This is a genomic window from Enterococcus saigonensis (assembly GCF_011397115.1).
Classification (GTDB): Bacteria; Bacillota; Bacilli; order Lactobacillales; family Enterococcaceae; genus Enterococcus_C; species Enterococcus_C saigonensis.
In genome coordinates this window covers 914,862-934,439 of record NZ_AP022822.1, presented here as the reverse complement: position 1 = coordinate 934,439, position 19,578 = coordinate 914,862, and the positions used below count along the sequence as shown (strand labels likewise).

The 19,578-nt window shown below is 36.4% G+C and carries 19 protein-coding genes and 1 other annotated feature; of the genes, 2 read left to right on the top strand and 17 right to left on the bottom strand.

What is annotated here, in order from left to right; genetic code table 11:
* Positions 1-147: 147 nt before the first annotated feature.
* The 17 genes from ileS to EsVE80_RS04295 form a co-directional block, all read right to left on the bottom strand.
* A complete protein-coding gene (gene ileS / locus EsVE80_RS04375; protein WP_173102615.1) occupies positions 148-2,940 on the bottom strand; it encodes an isoleucine--tRNA ligase in 2,793 nt (930 codons plus the stop codon).
* Positions 2,941-3,010: 70 nt separating this feature from the next.
* Positions 3,011-3,221 (bottom strand) — a binding site (T-box leader).
* On the bottom strand, positions 3,205-3,966 hold the full coding sequence (locus EsVE80_RS04370; RefSeq protein WP_173102614.1) for a DivIVA domain-containing protein: 762 nt from the start codon (positions 3,964-3,966) through the stop codon (positions 3,205-3,207). Its footprint overlaps the feature before it by 17 nt.
* An 18-nt stretch (positions 3,967-3,984) precedes the next feature.
* A complete protein-coding gene (locus EsVE80_RS04365) occupies positions 3,985-4,767 on the bottom strand; it encodes a YlmH family RNA-binding protein (RefSeq protein WP_173102613.1) in 783 nt (260 codons plus the stop codon).
* A gap of 20 nt (positions 4,768-4,787) precedes the next feature.
* On the bottom strand, positions 4,788-5,036 hold the full coding sequence (locus EsVE80_RS04360) for a YggT family protein (protein ID WP_173102612.1): 249 nt from the start codon (positions 5,034-5,036) through the stop codon (positions 4,788-4,790).
* 31 nt (positions 5,037-5,067) lie between these two features.
* Positions 5,068-5,598: a cell division protein SepF gene (locus EsVE80_RS04355; protein WP_173102611.1), complete on the bottom strand. Its 531-nt coding sequence runs from the start codon at positions 5,596-5,598 to the stop codon at positions 5,068-5,070.
* A 14-nt stretch (positions 5,599-5,612) separates the two neighbouring features.
* Positions 5,613-6,290, bottom strand: coding sequence for a YggS family pyridoxal phosphate-dependent enzyme (locus EsVE80_RS04350; protein ID WP_173102610.1), 678 nt, complete (start codon positions 6,288-6,290; stop codon positions 5,613-5,615).
* Positions 6,291-6,314: 24 nt separating this feature from the next.
* Positions 6,315-7,553: a cell division protein FtsZ gene (gene ftsZ / locus EsVE80_RS04345; protein WP_173102609.1), complete on the bottom strand. Its 1,239-nt coding sequence runs from the start codon at positions 7,551-7,553 to the stop codon at positions 6,315-6,317.
* Between the two features lie 24 nt (positions 7,554-7,577).
* The gene (ftsA, locus tag EsVE80_RS04340) at positions 7,578-8,906 is read right to left on the bottom strand and encodes a cell division protein FtsA (RefSeq protein WP_173102608.1); all 1,329 of its coding nucleotides are present in this window, start codon (positions 8,904-8,906) and stop codon (positions 7,578-7,580) included.
* Between the two features lie 148 nt (positions 8,907-9,054).
* Entirely contained in the window at positions 9,055-10,152 is a 1,098-nt protein-coding gene (locus EsVE80_RS04335) for a cell division protein FtsQ/DivIB (protein WP_232061274.1), read from the bottom strand.
* 9 nt (positions 10,153-10,161) lie between these two features.
* Complete coding sequence (gene murG, locus EsVE80_RS04330) at positions 10,162-11,256, bottom strand: undecaprenyldiphospho-muramoylpentapeptide beta-N-acetylglucosaminyltransferase (RefSeq protein ID WP_173102606.1); 1,095 nt, start codon at positions 11,254-11,256, stop codon at positions 10,162-10,164.
* An 18-nt stretch (positions 11,257-11,274) separates the two neighbouring features.
* The gene (gene murD / locus EsVE80_RS04325) at positions 11,275-12,636 is read right to left on the bottom strand and encodes a UDP-N-acetylmuramoyl-L-alanine--D-glutamate ligase (protein WP_173102605.1); all 1,362 of its coding nucleotides are present in this window, start codon (positions 12,634-12,636) and stop codon (positions 11,275-11,277) included.
* A 12-nt stretch (positions 12,637-12,648) separates the two neighbouring features.
* On the bottom strand, positions 12,649-13,611 hold the full coding sequence (gene mraY, locus EsVE80_RS04320; RefSeq protein WP_173102604.1) for a phospho-N-acetylmuramoyl-pentapeptide-transferase: 963 nt from the start codon (positions 13,609-13,611) through the stop codon (positions 12,649-12,651).
* Between the two features lie 69 nt (positions 13,612-13,680).
* Positions 13,681-15,885, bottom strand: a complete 2,205-nt coding sequence (locus EsVE80_RS04315) for a penicillin-binding transpeptidase domain-containing protein (protein WP_173102603.1) — start codon at positions 15,883-15,885, stop codon at positions 13,681-13,683.
* Positions 15,886-16,302, bottom strand: a complete 417-nt coding sequence (gene ftsL, locus EsVE80_RS04310) for a cell division protein FtsL (protein WP_173102602.1) — start codon at positions 16,300-16,302, stop codon at positions 15,886-15,888. It lies immediately after the preceding gene.
* Positions 16,303-16,315: 13 nt separating this feature from the next.
* A complete protein-coding gene (rsmH, locus tag EsVE80_RS04305; protein ID WP_173102601.1) occupies positions 16,316-17,269 on the bottom strand; it encodes a 16S rRNA (cytosine(1402)-N(4))-methyltransferase RsmH in 954 nt (317 codons plus the stop codon).
* Between the two features lie 14 nt (positions 17,270-17,283).
* Entirely contained in the window at positions 17,284-17,715 is a 432-nt protein-coding gene (gene mraZ / locus EsVE80_RS04300) for a division/cell wall cluster transcriptional repressor MraZ (protein ID WP_173102600.1), read from the bottom strand.
* Positions 17,716-17,877: 162 nt separating this feature from the next.
* On the bottom strand, positions 17,878-18,246 hold the full coding sequence (locus tag EsVE80_RS04295; protein ID WP_173102599.1) for a DUF3397 domain-containing protein: 369 nt from the start codon (positions 18,244-18,246) through the stop codon (positions 17,878-17,880).
* Positions 18,247-18,419: 173 nt separating this feature from the next.
* On the opposite strand from EsVE80_RS04295, the gene EsVE80_RS04290 reads away from it, so the two are divergent.
* Together EsVE80_RS04290 and EsVE80_RS04285 are read left to right on the top strand one after the other, a co-directional pair.
* Positions 18,420-19,373, top strand: a complete 954-nt coding sequence (locus EsVE80_RS04290) for a magnesium transporter CorA family protein (protein ID WP_173102598.1) — start codon at positions 18,420-18,422, stop codon at positions 19,371-19,373.
* 78 nt (positions 19,374-19,451) lie between these two features.
* Positions 19,452-19,568: a DUF4044 domain-containing protein gene (locus EsVE80_RS04285; protein ID WP_016172522.1), complete on the top strand. Its 117-nt coding sequence runs from the start codon at positions 19,452-19,454 to the stop codon at positions 19,566-19,568.
* Positions 19,569-19,578: the final 10 nt, after the last annotated feature.

The window sequence follows — 19,578 nt, the reverse complement described above, 5'->3', positions numbered from 1 at the left end:
AAATACTTAAACTAGGACCACGTTTTGCATCACCTACCACTAAAATGCGTTCATAAAAGAAAAAAAAGTAAAATAAGGACTTGAAATGTCATACATTTCAAGTCCTTATTTATAACACGAAAAGTCGTAATTGGCGACTTTAAATTTTTATTCAATCCCCTCTGCTACTTCTTTAGGATAATTTTCTTTTACAATTTCTGTACAGTGGTGACATAAAGTTGGTAAAGCACTATCACTGCCGATTTCTTTTCTAACTTGACGACAACGATCACAAACATGGCCATCGGCTTTTTCAACTAAAATTGCCACATCCTCAAATTTCATTGCATTTGTTGGAATTGCACTACCAACTTTCTCAACAACAAAATAATCTTCAGCTACAATTAATAATTTAGCTAAGTTACTGTCTACTGCTGTTAAAAGATCTGCAATTTGTTCATTTGGATAAATCGTTACTTTTGCTTCTAGTGGTTTCCCGATTAGTTTTTCATTACGCGCTTCTTCTAAAGCTTTTAATACTTTATCTCTAAAGTCTAAAAACGCACTCCACATATCAAGCAATTCTGCTTGATTAGCAAATTCTTCATATCCTGGCATTTCTGCTAATTGAACGTAGTCTTCTTCTTCTTGAAGATAAGACCAGATTTCTTCAGCTGTATGCGGAATGATTGGTGTTAAAAGTTTTGTCAAAGCAACAGCAGCTTGATAAAAAACAGTTTGCATAGAACGTCGTGCATGATCATTTTCCGCTTCAATATAAACAACATCTTTTGCAAAATCCAGATAGAAAGAAGATAAATCTACCGTTAAGAAATTCATTACCGTACGATAAATGTGTAAGAAATTATATTTCTCATAACCATCTTCTAAAATTGTTTTAATCACTTGGTTTAAACGAACTGTCATATACTTGTCGACAGATCGTAATTCTGCAAAAGGTACTGCATCCACTTTTGGATTGAAATCACTTGTATTTGCTAACAAGAAACGCATTGTATTACGGATTTTACGATATACTTCTGAAACTTGATTTAAAATATCCATTGAAACCCGGACATCAGCTTCGTAGTCTACACTTGCGACCCACAAACGTAAAATATCTGCTCCCATTTGGTTGATAACTTTTTCAGGAGCAATCGTATTTCCAAGGGATTTACTCATTTTGCGACCTTCGCCATCTAATGTGAAACCCTGTGATAACACCGCTTTATATGGTGCTACACCATTGATAGCGACACTTGTGGTAATACTTGAATTAAACCAACCACGATATTGGTCTGAACCTTCTAAATACATATCAGCTGGAAAGCTTAATTCTGGACGTTGTCGTAAAACAGCTTCGTGAGAAGAACCTGAATCAAACCAGACATCCATAATATCATTTTCTTTCGTAAATTCGCCATTTGGTGAGCCCGGATGAGTAAAACCAACTGGTAATAATTCTTTTGCTTCTTTTTCAAACCAGATATTCGAACCGTGAGCAGCAAATAACGCAGCAACATGATCAATTGTTTCAGGTGTGATGATGGCTTCGCCATTTTCAGCATAAAAAATTGGCAATGGCACACCCCATGCTCGTTGACGAGAAATTACCCAATCACCTCGGTCACGAATCATATTGTAAAGACGCGTTTTTCCCCATGGAATAATCCAATCAACTTTTTCAATTTCACTTAGAATATCACTTCTAAACTTATCAATTGAAGCAAACCATTGTGGTGTTGCTCGATAAATAACGGGTTTTTTGGTTCGCCAATCATGGGGATAACTGTGGGTAAAGAAGTCTAATTTTAGTAATGCACCTTTTTCTTCTAATAACTTCGTAACTTCTGGATTGGCTTTGTCATAAAACATTCCTTCAAATCCAGGCGCTTCAGCAGTGAAAATGCCTCGGTTATCAATAGGTGATAAAACATCTAAGTTATACTTTTTACCAACAATATAGTCGTCTTCACCATGTCCAGGTGCAGTATGAACTAAGCCCGTACCTGCATCTAAAGTAACATGATCGCCACACATAACAAGAGAAGTTCGGTCATAAAATGGATGTTGTGCCGTCATATATTCCATGGCTGTACCAGGGAACTCTTGTAATACTTTAACATTTTCCCAACCTATTTGATTTTTAACCGTTTCTAATAAATCTTTAGCAATAACAAATTTTCTACCATCTGCCTCAATTTGGACATATGCATAAGTTGGGTTAACAGAAATACCAAGATTTGCTGGTAAGGTCCAAGGGGTTGTTGTCCAAATTACAAATGAAGTGTCCGTATCTAATAAATTTTTACCATCTACTACTTTAAATGCAACATAAATTGAAGGGGACTTAACATCTTTATACTCAATTTCTGCTTCGGCTAAGGAAGATTCACTTGAAGGCGACCAGTAAATTGGTTTTAACCCTTTATAAATGTAGCCTTTTTCTGCCATTTTACCAAAAACCCGAACTTCGGCTGCTTCATATGAAGGATCAAGTGTAACATACGGATTATTCCAATCACCAGCGACTCCAAGGCGTTTAAAGTCGTTGCGTTGTTTGTCAACTTGTGACAACGCATATTCACGACATTTTTCCCGATATTCCGCCATTGACATCTCTTTACGTTTAATTCCTTTATTGGTTAAAACTTGTTCAATTGGTAGTCCATGAGTATCCCAACCAGGAACATAAGGTGCGCGAAAACCAGACATTGATTTAAAGCGGACAATAATATCTTTACTAATTTTATTCAAAGAATGTCCGATATGAATATTACCATTGGCATAAGGTGGGCCATCATGTAAAACAAAAGAAGGTTTTCCTTCGTTTAATTTTTGACGTTGACCATATAAGTCAGCTTCTTCCCAGTTTTTTTGCCATTCTTTTTCCCGGTTTGGCAAATTGCCCCGCATTGGAAACCCGGTTTTACCTAAATGCAATGTTTCTTTCATTTTCATGAATATCCGCTCCCATTCTCTATTTTTAAAGTTATCACCAATGAAAAATATAAAAAAACGTTCATCCCTAAAAAGGGACGAACGTTGTCGTGGTACCACCCAAATTTGTACAAAACTGTACTTCTTTGTGATTGTTAACGTACATCAAACGTTAATGTTTACTTGATTCAACATTAAAACCAATAGAGGATCTTTTTTTTAGCAGGGTTCATCGGTCTTCCACTCTCACCGACTCGCTTTTGAAATACTAAAAACTTTTCTGTTCTATTTTTGGTCTTTTTCTTCAATTTTATTTAATAACTCTTTGGCATCATCTAACGTGTTTACCGCAGGAATTTCTTGACTTGGGGTAATAATTTTTTCACTTGCTTCCACGATATCGACTTGATTTTCAGTCATATCATTGTTTGAGTTTACTTCATCTGGATTTTCTTTGTCAAGTTCTTTTTCCATTAGTTGCTGGAAAGCCTCATGGCCATCTTGAACATAACTCGCAAATGGTTTTAAAATTTCATCCCATTCTGGACTTTTCACTTGTTCCAATTGTGATTGCAACATTAATGTTAAATTTTGGTGGAAAACCCGTGTTTTTGTCTTCAAATCATTGGTTTCAGTTGCTAATTGACGCGCACTTTCACTCGCGTCATTTAAGATTTCTTTAGCCTTTTGTTCTGCTGCAGTGGTGAGTTCGTGTGCATGTTTTTCTGCATTCGAAACTAACTCATCGGCACGATTTTGAGCTGATGTGACAATCACTTCAGATTCTTTGCTGGCACTTGTTTTTACTTTGTCAGCTGTATCTTGCGCAACAATGATAGACTGATTTAAAGCATCTTTTAATTCATTGAAATATTCTAATTTTTCTTCTGCGTGTTTTAACGCTTTTTCCATTTCACGATTCTTTTGAATTAATTCTTCATAATCACGACCGACTAAATCCAAGAAATCGTCAACTTCATCTTGATTATATCCCCGCATTTTTACTGCGAACGTCTTATTATTAATATCTAATGGAGTCAATGCCATTTTTTCTACCACCTTTACTTATTTTCTTAAAACACCTAATGTTAAGCGTATTTTATCTTTTTTGGTTTTACCTTCAATTGCTTGTAACTGGATGCGACCAAAACCTCGCACTGAAACAATATCAAGTAAGTCTAGCATAAAATCTGGTCGCATTGTTTCAGTCCAATTAACTTTGATTTTTCCACTTTCTACCAATTGTTTAGCTCGCTGGCGAGAAATATTGAAGACGGTGGAAATAACTGTATCTAAACGCAAAGAAGAAACTGTATTTTTTTCTTCTTCCCAACTATCTTTTGGTTTTAAAATATCTGTATATCGCTGTTCTTCTAACCTGGTTGCAACATTGCCAACTTTAGTAACTTGTAACGCTACAAAGCTAGCAACTTCTTTTGCAATAAAAATTTGCCAAGCAGATCCATCACTGATAATATCACCAAAATATGCCCGTTTAATTCCTGTCCCCATTAAAGTACCTAATAATTTGCCATGACTTAAATTGGCAAACTTAATTGGATAATGTACTTGATAAATGCCAATATCAAATTCATCCATAGTTGGCTCATAATAATCCGGATAAAGTAACAACCGACGTCTTTCAGCCTGCTCATAACCACCATAGAACATAAACTTCAATTCTGTTTCTTGGCGAATCAAGGTTTCGGCAATATAAGCTTGACGCGGATCTAAAAAGTCAGTTAAATACGGCGCATATTGCATTTGAACTTGTTCAATCCAATCGGTTACAGCGTCAATAAAAGGGCGTTCATCAGCCCGAAAATGTTGATAGACATTTACGTTCATTGATTCCCACCCCTCATTTCTTAATACATAATATTCACTAAAATAGTTGTTAATCCTTGGCTAGCTAAATTTAAAACTATAATTGCAACAGCAATCGTTAAATCAATCGGTCCAATACTTAAATTAAGACGATCAAACAAACTTAAATAAGGTTCACAAATTTTGCGCAAAAAACGCCCAATTGATGATTGATAACCTCCTGGGAACCAGGACAATAAAGCATAAATCATTAGTAAAACCGAGTATAGATAAACGGCATCGTTAAGCAAACTTAATAACCTAAAAATGGCAATTGCCTCCTTAATTTAAATCATACAAATCTGTTTCAGTTGGGAAAGTTTCCTGACCGTCAATTTCAACATCACAAGGCGTACATAAGAAAATTTCATCTCCTACACGTTTGATATCACCATCTTGAGCGTAGACAGTCCCCGTTAAAAAATCCACAATTCGCCTTGCTTGATCCTCTTCAACTGATTGAAAATTAACCAAAACTGCCTCTCCATTTAAAATGTGTTGTGCAATTTTTTTCACTTCATGATAATTTCGTGGTTCCAAAATCGTAATTTTTCCAGTTGTATTTTTATTTACCGCCTGATGCTTTTTAGTAGCAGAAGGTGTTTTCATATTCTGACGCAGTGAAACTACTTTTTTATCTGTTTTTGGTGTTTCGTATACTGCTTCATGCGTTGTTACTGGACTTGCCTTTTCCACTGGAATTTCTTCAACAACCGTATCTTCATAACCATTGACCGCAGAGGCCACTTCATATTCTTCATAGCTATCTTCTGATAGACCGAAAAAATCTGCCGCTTTACTAAAAATCGACATGATAACTCCTCCTTTTAGGCATCCTTGACTAAAGACGTACCGACACGAATAAATGTTGCTCCTTCATAAATAGCTGCAGGAAAGTCGTTACTCATTCCCATACTTAATTCATGACAAGGAGCATAGACTAAATTAGTTGCTTCAATCTCTTGTTGCAATTGCCGCAACTTTCCAAATATAGCGCGTTGTTCTTCTACTTTAGCTCCAAATGGTGCCATTGTCATCAGACCTACGACTTGGATTTTATCATAAGCACTAAGGGCAGCAATAAATTCAGAAAGTTCTGTTGGTGTAACACCATGTTTTGACGCCTCACCAGAAATATTTACTTCCACAAAACATTTAAGCACATGATCGGCTCTTTTTTGAATTTCTGCTGCTAAGCTTAAGTTATCTAAAGCATGAAAATAGTCTATTTTATTTATAATTAATTTTACCTTTCTCCGCTGTAAATTGCCAATAAAATGCCAACGAATTGTATTAATATCAGCTAATTCTTGTTTTTTTTCTAAGAAAACATCTGCTCTGTTTTCAGCGAGATCAAAAACATCTAAATCAACTAACTGGCGCATTACTTGGCTAGAGACAGTTTTAGTCACGGCAACCAACCGGACACTTTTTTCATCACGACCAACAAGAGCACATGACTCCTGTATCTCTTGTCGGACCTCCCGCAAGTTCTCAGCAATCATGTGCTCTTACCTCCAAAGCTTTAATTAACGTTTGCGACGGAAGAATGGTGGTGTACTTAATTCATCATCCTCACCAGATTTTACATCGTCACGATTAAATGTATCGAATTCTTTCTTTTCGATATTTTCAAATTGTGTATCATCAACTTTAGGGCGCACTGTTTGCTCCTTGCGAATATCCCAATCACCAAAAGCATTATCATCTTCTGGTTGAGTTGGTTTTGCTTGTTCCATATCTAAAACCGGCTTTTGTGGGATACTATGGATTTGATTTTGTCTTGAAGCGCGACCTTTACTTTCCTTTTTTGTCGGATCAATCCCCGTTGCAATTACTGTCACGCGGATTTCATCTCCTAATTCTTCATTAATTGAAGTACCCAAGATGATGTTTACATCCCCAGTTGCGGCATTTGCAACAATATCAGAAGCATCTTGCGCTTCAAATAAGGTCATATCCAAGCCACCAGTAATATTTAGCAAGACTTGTTCAGCGCCATCAATTGAAGTTTCTAGCAATGGAGAAGAAATAGCTTTCTTAGTAGCTTCGATTACACGGTCTTCTCCTGAAGCAACTCCGATACCCATTAAAGCAGTTCCTTGGTTTTCCATAACTGTTTTAACATCAGCAAAGTCCAAGTTTACATAGCCTGGCGCTGTAATCAGATCAGAAATCCCCTGAACACCTTGACGTAATACGTTGTCAGCTTCGCGGAATGCTTCTAACATTGGCGTTTTCTTATCAACAACTTCTAGTAAACGATTGTTTGAAATAATTAATAATGTATCCACATTTTCTTTTAATTGTGCGATACCTTCAGCTGCAAAACGACCACGTTTTGGTCCTTCAAAAGTAAATGGCCGTGTAACAACGCCAACTGTCAAAGCTCCAAGTTCTTTAGCAATTTTAGCTACGATTGGTGCGGCACCAGTACCGGTACCACCACCCATACCAGCAGTGATAAAGATCATATCTGCACCATCTAAAGCTTCACGAATTGATTCTTCACTTTCTTCAGCTGCTTTTTGACCAACTTCAGGTTGAGAACCAGCACCAAGACCACGTGTATATTTTGGACCTAACTGAATAACAGTTTCTGCTTTTGAATTTTTTAAGGCTTGTACATCGGTATTAGCCGCGATGAATTCTACACCTTTAACGTTTTCTTCGATCATTCGGTTGACTGCGTTGCCACCGCCACCGCCGACGCCGATAACTTTAATGACTGCGCCGTCATTTACGGTATTGTCAATTGAAAATTCCATAATGTTTATTCCTCCTGCTTGGGTTTAGTCGAAAATATTCGAAAAGAAATCTTTTACTTTATCTTTAACGCTTTCGCCTGTAGATTCATTTGAATCTTCATAAGATTCTTCTTGACCATCATATTCATCATAGGCGGGTTCTTGTGTAACAGGAATTGGTACTTCTTGACTAGTCGCAGGTTGCGTTCTTTCTCCTGTTACAGCTGTCTTAGCCAATTGATAGACTTCACTTAAATTAGCAGAGTAATCTACAATTGAAATCACATTAGTAAAGACTGGATTACGCAGACCCATGTGATTTGGTACATATAGTTTTACATTTGTACCAAAAATTTCTTGGGCTAAATCTACCACACCAGGTAAACTTGCAGCACCGCCAGTTAAAACGACGCCTCCTGGTAAGCTTAAAGCATCGATTTCGTCCAATACTTCTTTAGATTTATTGAAAATCTGTTCCATGCGTGCTTCAATGATTTCTGCTAAATAACGTTCATCAATTTTAACTGGTTCAGATTTTCCAATCACATCTACTGGAAACTCTTCACTAGCAGATGTACGTTCTGGATAAGCATCACCATAATTAATTTTTAAAGCTTCCGCATTATTAAATGATGTATTTAAAACAGTTGAAATATCTTTGGTAACATATTCCCCACCTTCTTGGTTAACGTGGGTAAATTTCAATTGTTTATCATGCATAACTGAAGTTGTTGTTTGACCACCGCCAATGTCGATTACAGTAGTTCCAAAGTCTTTTTCACCATCAGATAAAATAGATTCTGTTAACGCAAGAGGTGTAATGACCATTTCATTTAGATGAAGGCCTGCTTTTTCAACACATTTACGAATGTTGTGTAAAATTGTCTTAGGGCCGGTGAAAACAACGCCAAACATTTCGAGACGTACACCAATCATCCCCCGTGGATCTTTAATACCTTCAAAGCCATCCACAGTAAATTCTTGTGGCAAAATCGTTATGATTTGTCTTTCAGGAGGAACTGAACGTACTAAAGCAGCTGAAGCAACGTTACGTACATCTTCATCTGTAATTTCTTTTGATTCGCTGTTAACAGCGATCATTCCTTGACAGTTTTCTACTTCTAATAAGTTAGCTGGAACACCAACGCTTACACTGCGAATTTGGATACCTGCTTTTTCTTCTGCTTGCTTGACGGCCCGTTGAATTGCTTGAACCGATTTTTCAATATCGACAATAATCCCTCTGTTAATACCTTCAGATTTGGCGTTGCCTACACCAATGATATTCATTTGGTTTTCGACATACTCTGAAACAACAACTTTGACTGAAGTCGTTCCAATGTCAAGGCCGACATACATTCCCGTTTTTGCCATGAATGGGATTCCCTCCTACTAAATTTCCATATAGATCGAACAGTAAAGGTCCGTTTTTATCTATCAGTTTGATATTTTGTTCACTGCTAACAATAATACCACAAAAATCGACTTTTTAGAAATACGTTATGAAAAATATTTGAAATTTTTATTGACCTATTTGACTGTTATTATTTGTTTCACTTTGACTTTCATTTTCTGCTGTATTTTCATTAGTTTCATTTTGATTATTGCTTTCAGTTGTCGCTGAATTTCCGTTAATTTTGGTGTCTGCTTTTTTATCATCTTTAGGATAAGGATAAGTAAAAATTCCTACCTCCATATCGACTACGCCTTTACCTTTCAATTCTTTAGCAACCTGTGGATAATATTTCAATTGTTCAGCTAAATTAGATATGTTAATAATGACAGTATTTCCATCATTCATTAATAAATTTAACAAATCTTTATTAGCATTAGTTGGCGTATATTTGATTTGCGACACACTAGAGCGTAATTCTTGTGATAGTTTTTGATATTGCGTTAAAACATCTAAAATTCGTTTTTGCGACTTAAAATCCTCTAAGATGGGCAAATTTTTAGCAGGTTCTTTCACTGTTTCTGCTAAAACTTTGCCATTTTCAATTACCGGAGCATAACTGTCTCCTTTTTCCAAAATGGCCACTTCTTGATATTCCGTTACAGCTAATTTGAACTCATTAAAGTGCTCAATTGAAATTGCAACACTTTTAACTCGCGGCAACGCTTTTTTTATCTTTTCTTCATTATTATTACGATACCAGTATTGCTTCCACAATCCCTCATCCAATTTAAAATCCGCAGCCTTTATAATAGCCGCTTTTGAAACGACATTGTTTTTTGCTACCTGAAGTGCTGATAATTTGCTCAAAGGCGAAACATAATATAGCGCAAAAAGCAACGGAATTAAAAACAAAGTAATTATAATTGCTAATCGACGATAAAGTACTGCATTGCGCTCGTATTTCAATTTTGGCAATCGATCAGCAAAAGAACCATTGGGATTTAATGAACCGCCTTCAACAGGCAGATCACTCGCATTTTCTGGTAATTGCAATTCTTCCTTTTGCTCTTGTCCTTCAATGACTGTCGGCGACCACGGCGCATCCTGACCATTTTTTTTTCGATATTCCAAGTTAGCCTTTTGCCACGGTGTCAAGTTCACTGCATGAACATCTGAATTTTCCCGTTTTTGCTTGGATTGGTCTTTTTTACTGATATGCGTCACCACCTTTACTTACATTGTAATTTCTTTTATTAATCGATATAACCGTGAACTAGCATCTGGGATACCTTCTGTTTTAGAAGCATTGGCCATTTGTTGTCGTTTTGTTTGATTTTGCATGATTTCATCGATTGCTTTGACCAACGTTTCAGCAGTCAAATTATCGTCTTTAATCATGAATGCTGCCCCAGCATCTACTAAACTTTGTGCATTTTTAGTTTGATGATCTGCGGTCACATAAGGACTTGGAATTAATACCGCCGGCAAACCCAATGCAGTAAATTCTGCAATGGACGTTGCACCGGCACGTCCCACTAATAAGTCACAGCAAACCATCACTGCTGCCATTTTATCAATATAGGGTGCAATACTCACATTTGTCAACTGACTTAGATCAATCTTTGCGGCATCTTTAATTTCAGTAAAATATCTTTCACCAGAAGCATATAAGACCTGATAATCTCGGGTAGCAAAAATCGGGAGCGCTTTTGTAACTGCCTGATTGATTTTTAAAGCCCCCTGGCTACCGCCAAAAATTAGCGCTGTAGGTTTTTCTTGTTGAAGACCAAATGTTGTTAAAATATCCGATTTTTGAGCGTTGCTGACTTCACTGGCACGAGGATTACCTACTAATACTGTTTTTTCTGCCGGAAAAAACTGTGCAGCATCTTTAAAACAAATACCAATTTTTGTGGCATATCGACTCAAAAATTTATTGGTCATTCCAGGAATACTGTTTTGTTCGTGCACAATTGTTGGAATGTTCATTTTAGCAGCAGCATAAACCACTGCTCCAGAAACATAACCACCTGTACCAATGACAACATCAGGTTTAAACGTTTGAATAATTTGTTTTGCTTTTCTAATACTTTTAAAAAAAAGTTGGAGTGTTTTAATATTATCAAAAGACAACTTGCGTTTGAATCCTTGAATTTCTAATGTTTGAAACGGAATATCGGTTTTGGGTAGAATTTTATTTTCTAACCCTTTTTTACCACCAACATACATAAACTCAGAATCCGGTTCTTGTTGTTTTACATAATTCACAAAGGCTAAAGCAGGATAGATATGTCCTCCTGTTCCACCACCGGTTACTAATATTCTCACATGCTTCGCTCATTTCTATTATTTTTTCAAGGCGTTGACTGCTGCAATAAATCGCTCGCCTCTAATTTCAAAGTTTTTGTATTGATCCCAACTGGCATTAGCTGGAGACAACAAAATTGTATCTCCCACTTCACTGAGTGCGTAGGCTTTAGCTACCGCTGTTTCAGCATTTTCACTAAACTCCACTACTGAAACATTAGCGTCTTGTGCTGCTTTAGCCAGTTTATCTTTTGTTTCACCAAAAACAATCATTGCTTTAAGTCCCACCAAAGAGGGAACTAAGTCATCAAAACTATTACCGCGATCGAGGCCACCTGCTAATAAAATTAATTTTTCATGATCAAAGCCCCCAAGCGCCATCTCCGTTGCCAAAATATTAGTAGCTTTGGAATCGTTAAAAAAGCGCCGATCATTAATTGTCCCAACAAACTGCGTACGATGTGGTACACCACTGAAATTTTGTAATGTTTCTTTGATATCATCATTACTAATTCCTCTTAATTTTGCTACAGCAATGGCTGCCAACGCATTTTCAATGTTATGATTACCAGGAACTCCTAATGTGTTAGATACCATAATGAATTCATCATTAAAATATAATTTGCCATCTTTTTGATATGCTCCAGGAACAACTTGCGTACTTGAAAATGGTATAACCGTAGCTTTGGTTTTTTTCGCTAAAGCTTGTAAAAGCTCCTGATCCCAATTTAAAATCAAATAATCTTTTTCCGTCATGTTTTCTTGGATGTGCCACTTTGCTTTTTCATACTCAGCTTGTGAACCATGATAATCTAAGTGCGCAGAAAAAATATTCGTAATGACTGCAATTTCCGGATGGAAAGATTGAATTCCCATCAATTGAAAACTTGATAGTTCCGTTACCATAATGTCTTGACTTTGCGCATTTTGTGCAACAGTACTAGCAGGATAACCAATGTTTCCTGCTAACAAGGCTTTTCCTTGCTTCATACCGGCATTTAGAATCTCACCAATCATCGTAGTCGTGGTAGTCTTTCCGTTTGTCCCTGTAATACCAACTATTTTACACTCAGCAATTTGATACGCTAACTCAATTTCTGTAATAATAGGTAAACCTTTAGCTAGTGCTTTTTCAACTAATGGATGACTATAAGGAATTCCCGGATTTTTTACCATTAAGGCAAAATCTTCATCCAATAATTCAATCGGGTGACTACCTGTGACGACTTTAATTCCTAAAACTAAAAGATCTTGTGCTTCTGGATTTTCTTCGAAAGGTTTACCGTCATTAACGGTAACCAGTGCGCCCAAATCGTGTAACAATTTGGCCGCACTGAATCCACTCTTTGCTAATCCTAGCACAAGAACTTTTTTATTTTGATATTCAATAATTTGTTTCATTTTTTCCATCTCCTACCAAATAATCAAAAGCGTAAGTGCAGAACAGACTACCGCGATCCCCCAAAAAACCAGATCAATCTTCCATTCAGTCCAACCGCTCATCTCAAAGTGATGGTGGATAGGTGACATTTTAAACAGGCGCTTGCCCGTCAATTTGAAGGATGTGACTTGTAACATAACGCTGGCTGTTTCAATTACATAAATTAAGCCAACCAATAACAAAGTCCACTCTTGATGTAGAAGAATTGATATTGCTGCTAACAAACCGCCAAGCGCAAGCGATCCTACATCTCCCATAAAAATCTTTGCTGGTTTGTGGTTGTAAGGGAAAAAGCCCAATAGACCGCCAATCACACTTAAACAAATGATCAAGACATCAAATTGGTTTTGCTTCCAAGCTATCATACCATAAGTTGCAAAGGAAATAACCCCTAATCCAGATACAAGTCCATCGATACCATCCGTTAAATTAACAGCATTAGAAAAACCAACTAACCAGAAAATGACAAAAATCCCGTAAAGTATTCCTAAATGAATTTCTAGACCAAAAAGATTTAAAATATTAGCATTCCCATCTTGCAAAAAGACAGCATAAAAGATAATCGCGCCTAAAATTTGGCCAATCAATTTTTGTAATGAGTTCAACCCCATATTTCGCTTTTTAAAAATCTTAATAAAGTCATCTAAAAACCCTAATAAGCCATACAAAAATAAAACAAATAGCAGAATAAATAAAGACGGCGACAGTAAGTTTTGCCATGCACCTACCCAAAGACCCGTTAAAACTGTGGCGATTAAGAAGACAACTCCACCCATTGTCGGTGTGCCTGCCTTTACATTGTGCCACATTGGTCCTTCATCACGAATTTCTTGCCCAAATTGTTTAACTCTAAAATAGCCAATGAAAAGCGGCATGACAGCATAGGTCATCGCAAAACTACTCACAATCGGTAAAATCATCTTTGTCCATTCCATTTTTCAATTCTCCTAGTTCTTTTTAATATATTCATTTCCTGTTACAAGTAACTTTTATCCTTTTTTTATTTATTCCATGGTAAATTCTATCGTCTCATCACCAACACGTTCGTAAGGTGCAAGACTTTGACCAGTACAATATCCATCACCTTTAAAAGTAACTTTTGTACCTAAAAGGTCTCCCAACTTGACCAAATCAGCTTTCGACCAGTGGGTTACATCTGGCATATAATATTCAGAACCAGTCGTTAATAATAGTAATTTTTCGCCTGCTAGTACTTTTGTCCCCTGAGTAGTACCTTGTTCTTTAATTTTGCTGCCAGTTCCAATCACAACCGGTACTAAACCGTTTTTACTGGCATCTGCTGCCGCACTGTCAGTTGTCAAATTACGATAGTCTGTAATTTCGATTTTTTCTGTATTTTCACTAGGAGAAGCTGTTTGTTCATCTTTAAATTCCATAGCGCGTTTTAAAAGAGAATTACCAATATCGCCTAGCGCTTTTTGTTCCCAGTGTTCAGGCATCTTCATCGTCATATATAAGACATATTCTGGGTCTTCTGCTGGTACCATTTCAACAATTGAGTACAAATATGCTGTATCTCCTTGATAGTATCCACCATTTTTTTCATCTGCAATTTGAGCGGTACCAGTTTTCGCAGCAATTTTATAACCGGGAACATGATACACATCATACGCACTGCCGTAGTCTTTACTTTCTACAACATCTCGCATATATTCTCTTACTTTAGCTGTTGTTTGTGCGCTAATCGGATTTCCTACTACTTCTGGTTCTGTCACTCGTTCTGTGTCATCTTGATTATTAACAATTTTACTAATATAGTGCGGCTCTAACATTTTGCCATTATTGGCAATCGCAGAAAACGCCCGCATCATTTGGAAGTTTGTTACTCCAATCCCTTGACCAAATGAACTCATGGCTTTATCAACAATATTATTTGTCGGCAAAATGCCACTGTTTTCTCCTGGCAAACCTGAATAGGTACTTTGACCAAAACCAAATTTCTTCAAGTATTGTTGCCATGTATCTCCCATTTTCTGCTCTAATTTCACCATGCCGACGTTGCTGGACCATGATAACGCTTGGCGCATCGTTAATGTTCTTCTTTGTTCTTGGTAATCCCAGTCATTAATAGTTGCATCTGCAACTTTAATTTCGCCGGAAGTAAATGTTTCATTCTCATTGAACACCCCAGATTCAATTGCCGCAGCAGTCGTCATAACTTTCATCGTGGACCCCGGTTCGTAACGATCTTCTACCAGTAGATTCATCCAATTAAAATTTTTATCAGAAAATTCCTTTTTTGTTTCCGGATTGAAAGTCGGACGTTGTGTCATTGCTAAAATCTCACCAGTTTTTGCTTCCATTAGCACAGCAGTGGCATCTTCTGGCTTGTATTTTTTAACAGCTGTATCCATTAATGACTCCAAATAAGTTTGTAACCCACTATCGAGTGTTGTATAAATATCTTGGCCGTCTTTTGCTGCTTTTTTTTGCGCAACCGTTCCTGGCAACGGATTTTGATAATTATCTTTTTGATAGACAATTTTACCATCTGTCCCACTTAAGATATCATTGTAAGCAGCCTCTAAACCCATCTTACCAACTAACCCTTTGTCAATTCCTTTGTCACTAACCTCAGGTTCTGCGTATCCTATAAAATGCGAGGCAAACGTCCCGTTTGGATAAATCCGATTCGGATGTTCATCAAAATCCAAGCCAGAAAGTCCGGCGTCTTCCATCGCTTTTTCAATTTTCTTTTTTTTCTCCAAGGTGATATTTTTACCTTTACCAGAAAACTCAACTTGATATAAATCATTTTTAGCACCATCTTTTAAACGGGCAATCACTTCTTTTTCATCCAGACCCAAAATATCATGCAAAATGGTCGCAACTTTTTCATAGTCTTTACTTTGAACATATAATTTTTTATCGCCTGTTTTATAATTTTTCGACAAAATGGCTTTGAGTGAATACGAAGTAGCATCTTCAGCAATTGCCACCCCATTACGGTCGTAAATTGTACCTCGTTTTGCCTTGACGATTTTACTACCTTCATATAATGCCGCTGTCTTTTTTTCCAACGATGTTCCAGCCACGTTTCCTACTACCACCAAGTAACCTAAACGGGCGGCAAACAAAAAGAACAACCCAATACTCGTAGTAAAGAGAATAATCCCTACTTTTTTGCGGTTGTTCGTTGGATTTTGATTTTTCTTGCGGAAATACTTTCTAATTCGTTTAAAACGCATTTACTTCACTTTCCTTAAGTTATCGTCGTTAATTTTAAGTCCTTTTTTCTCTGCAATTTTTTTGATTCGTTCAGTTTTTGAAAGTTCACTTTTTTCCTGTTCTAAACGAGTCTTTTCATCCGCTTGTTGCGTCGTTTGTGCTTCAATTTGAGAAACTTCTCGCTCCAATTGGCTAATGTCTGTTCTAACATACACCGTTAAAATAGCCAAGCCAATCACCGCAGCCAAAAGAAAAATACCAATAACTTTTTCCAATCCACTGATACGTTTTAATTTTCGAGCGGGCGAAGATGGAATGCGAATAATTTCAGGACGTATGGGCGTCGATGGTTTCGCTGACGGATTTGGTTGTTCAATTTGTGGTGCCGGTGCCGCTTGATTCATATCATAATGATATTCACGTTTCGCTTCTGCCATTTCGACGCTCCTTTTACTCTTTGATTCTTTCAGCAATTCTCAATTTTGCACTGCGAGAGCGGTTATTTTCGTCCAGCTCTTGTTCACTTGCAACAATTGGTTTGCGATTCATTATTTTTAATTCTGGTTGATACTCCACTGGCACAATTGGTAAGCCTGGTGGTAAGTCTTTAGGATTACTATATTCTTTAAAAATATTTTTAACTAAGCGATCTTCCAATGAATGAAATGTAATCACACTTACTCTGCCACCGACATTTAAAAGTGTAATTGCTTGTTCTAATGACTCTTCGATTGCGCCTAATTCATCGTTGACCGCAATACGAATTGCTTGAAAAATCCGTTTGGCTGGATGTCCGCCTTTTCGTCTAGCGGGCGCAGGAATCGCTTCTTTGATTAAATCCACCAATTCACCTGTCGTTTCAATTGGTTTTTTTTGGCGCGCACGTTCAATTTGACGCGCTACTTGTTTTGAAAATTTTTCTTCACCATAACGATAAAATATTTTAACTAACTCATGATAATCATAAGTGTTGACTAAATCATACGCAGAAAACGCTGCTGTTTGATCCATTCGCATATCTAAAGGAGCATCTTGATGATAGCTAAATCCGCGACTAGCTTCGTCAAGTTGTGGCGATGAAACGCCTAAATCATACAAAACGCCATCAATTTTATTTATCCCCTGTTCACTCAATGCAGTAGCTAAGTTACGAAAGTTATCTTTAATAAAAGTTACTTTTCCAGCGGCAATAGCATCTTTCAAAAAAACTTTAGCATGATCAATCGCCTTTTGATCTTGATCAAAAGCATAAAGATGACCTTTTGCATTTAACTGTGATAATAAATAGTGACTATGCCCGGCCCCGCCTAAGGTACAATCAACATAAATACCGTCTGGTTTAATGTTTAGACCATCGACTGTTTCTTTAAGCATCACAGTATAATGTTGAAACGACTCCGCCATTTAAGTTCCTCTTTCTATAAGCCAAAATCAATCATCGTTTCGGCAATTTCATCAAAATTTTCTTCGGCTTCTTCTGAGAAAGCCTGCCATTTCGCCTCATCCCAAATCTCAATGCGATTACTCACACCAGTAATGACACAATTTTTTGTTAAACTAGCGTGTTTTCGTAAGGTTTGAGGAATGTTAATTCGTCCTTGTTTATCTATCTCACATTCTGTTGCTGCTGAATAAAAAAAACGAACAAAGGTACGAGCATCTTTTTTAGCTAGTGGCATTTCATTTAACTTTTCTTCTAATTTTTCCCATTCTGTTTTTGGATAACCAAATAAACAGCCATCAAGTCCTCTTGTGACAATGAACTTTTCACCGAGCTTTTCTCGTAATTTTGCAGGGACGATTAAACGACCTTTTGCATCAATTGAATGCTGAAATTCGCCCATGAACATCAAAAAAGCCTCCTGTCACCACTTGATATACACAGTCTACCACAATCCCCCACTTTCTACCACCAATTATGTATACGAATAAGAGAAGTTTTTTGACTTTTTTTTACCAAGAAAATCAACAGAATGAATAACAAATTTATTTTAGTTTCAAATGCTAAAAAGTTAGACAAAATGTAGAATACTAAGCACAATGATAAAGAGATAAAATACCATTGTGAGTAGAAAAACTAAACGCCAAAACATTTTTAAGTAACGTCCGTATGATAATTCACCATAAAAATAGGCGTGAAAAATAGCCAAACCAATTCCTAAAACCAACATTCCGATTATAAAATACGGCAGTGCGGAAAAAGTAAAAGTAGCTTGTGACACTTGATTAATTCCCAAAAAAAGAAAAGGAACAGTCAAGTCAGGCGCTTTAATTTTGAAACGCTTAGTTAAAGCAAATGTTGTAACAAGAAAGTTACAGGCAACCAAAACGATTACCGGAAAAATGTACCAAAAGACTAATAACGGTGTAAACTTTTCCATTTTTCATTTCCTCTCCATACCGCTAGGGTAACTATACTTGATTTTCTTTACATCAGTGTAACAGTTCTTTTAAAAGTTCTTGTAGGCAGATAAGTTTTTCTTAAGTTTTCACGATCTATCAAAAGAAATTACACCGTTTTTCTATTATAATGTTTCATAAAGGATGTGACTACATGATTACGCATTATTTTCTTAAAGATAATCATTTGATTGAAACAGAAGATATTAAAGAGTCTCTTTGGCTCCACGTTGAAAAACCAACTACTGCTGAAATCGAGCAACTTTCAAAAAAGTATGAATTGCCAAAAGATTACTTAACCAGTATCTTGGATGATGCTGAAAATTCTCGGGCAGAAGGCCTCAATCAAGAAAACTTTTTAATTCCTGCATTGCTATTATTACAGTTTCCTTATGTTTCAACAAGTCCTAGTGGTTATTTACAATTTAATACTTACCCACTCGCTTTAATTATTACGCCTGAAAAAAAACTACTTACAGTTTGCAACTACCATATGCCTTTTTTTAAAACGATATTAGAAAAACCATTACCTAAAAATGATATGAGTAATAAATTAAATCTTGTTTTACAAATATTATGGCACTTGGCTTTCACTTATAATCAAAACTTAGCCGATTTAAAACGACAAGTCGATAAACTAGAAGGACAAATACAAGTTTCTACCGAAAATAAACATTTGTATCAGCTTATGGATATTCAAAAAAGTCTTGTTCTATTTGAGGCAGCTACCAAAGCCAATTTTAAAACCTTAACCAAATTAGCTAATACTAACGAATTTCAAAATCATCACGCGTATCAGAATCATCTTCATGATATATTAGTTGAAACAAAGCAGTCTGTGACTACTGCTAAAATAAACCTCCAACTCGTAAGTCAAATGAACGAAACGTTTTCGGCCATTGTTTCTAACAATTTAAATATCGTTATGAAAATTTTAACTTCTTTAACAATTGTTTTAACAATTCCTACTATTATAGGTGGCATATATGGAATGAATGTAAAATTACCTTTTGCCAAATCCGATTATGCTTTTTTGCTCATTACTGGTGTAACGATTCTCATTTGCTATTTGGTAATTAAATATTTAAAAAAGCGGAATCTTTTGTGAAATTATTGCCCGTTTGCTTGAAGTAACTGGCAAAAGAGAGTAAACTCCAAGAGAAGAATCTATGTAAGGGTGGCTTTTATGAACGAAAAAAAATCAAGTAGTACTTTTAGTAAAGTAACCAAAATCGTCATTTGGACCATGTTAATTTTGACTGTTGGTTCTGTCTTTTTAACTGCAATTTTAAGCGTCATGTAAAACGTGTACG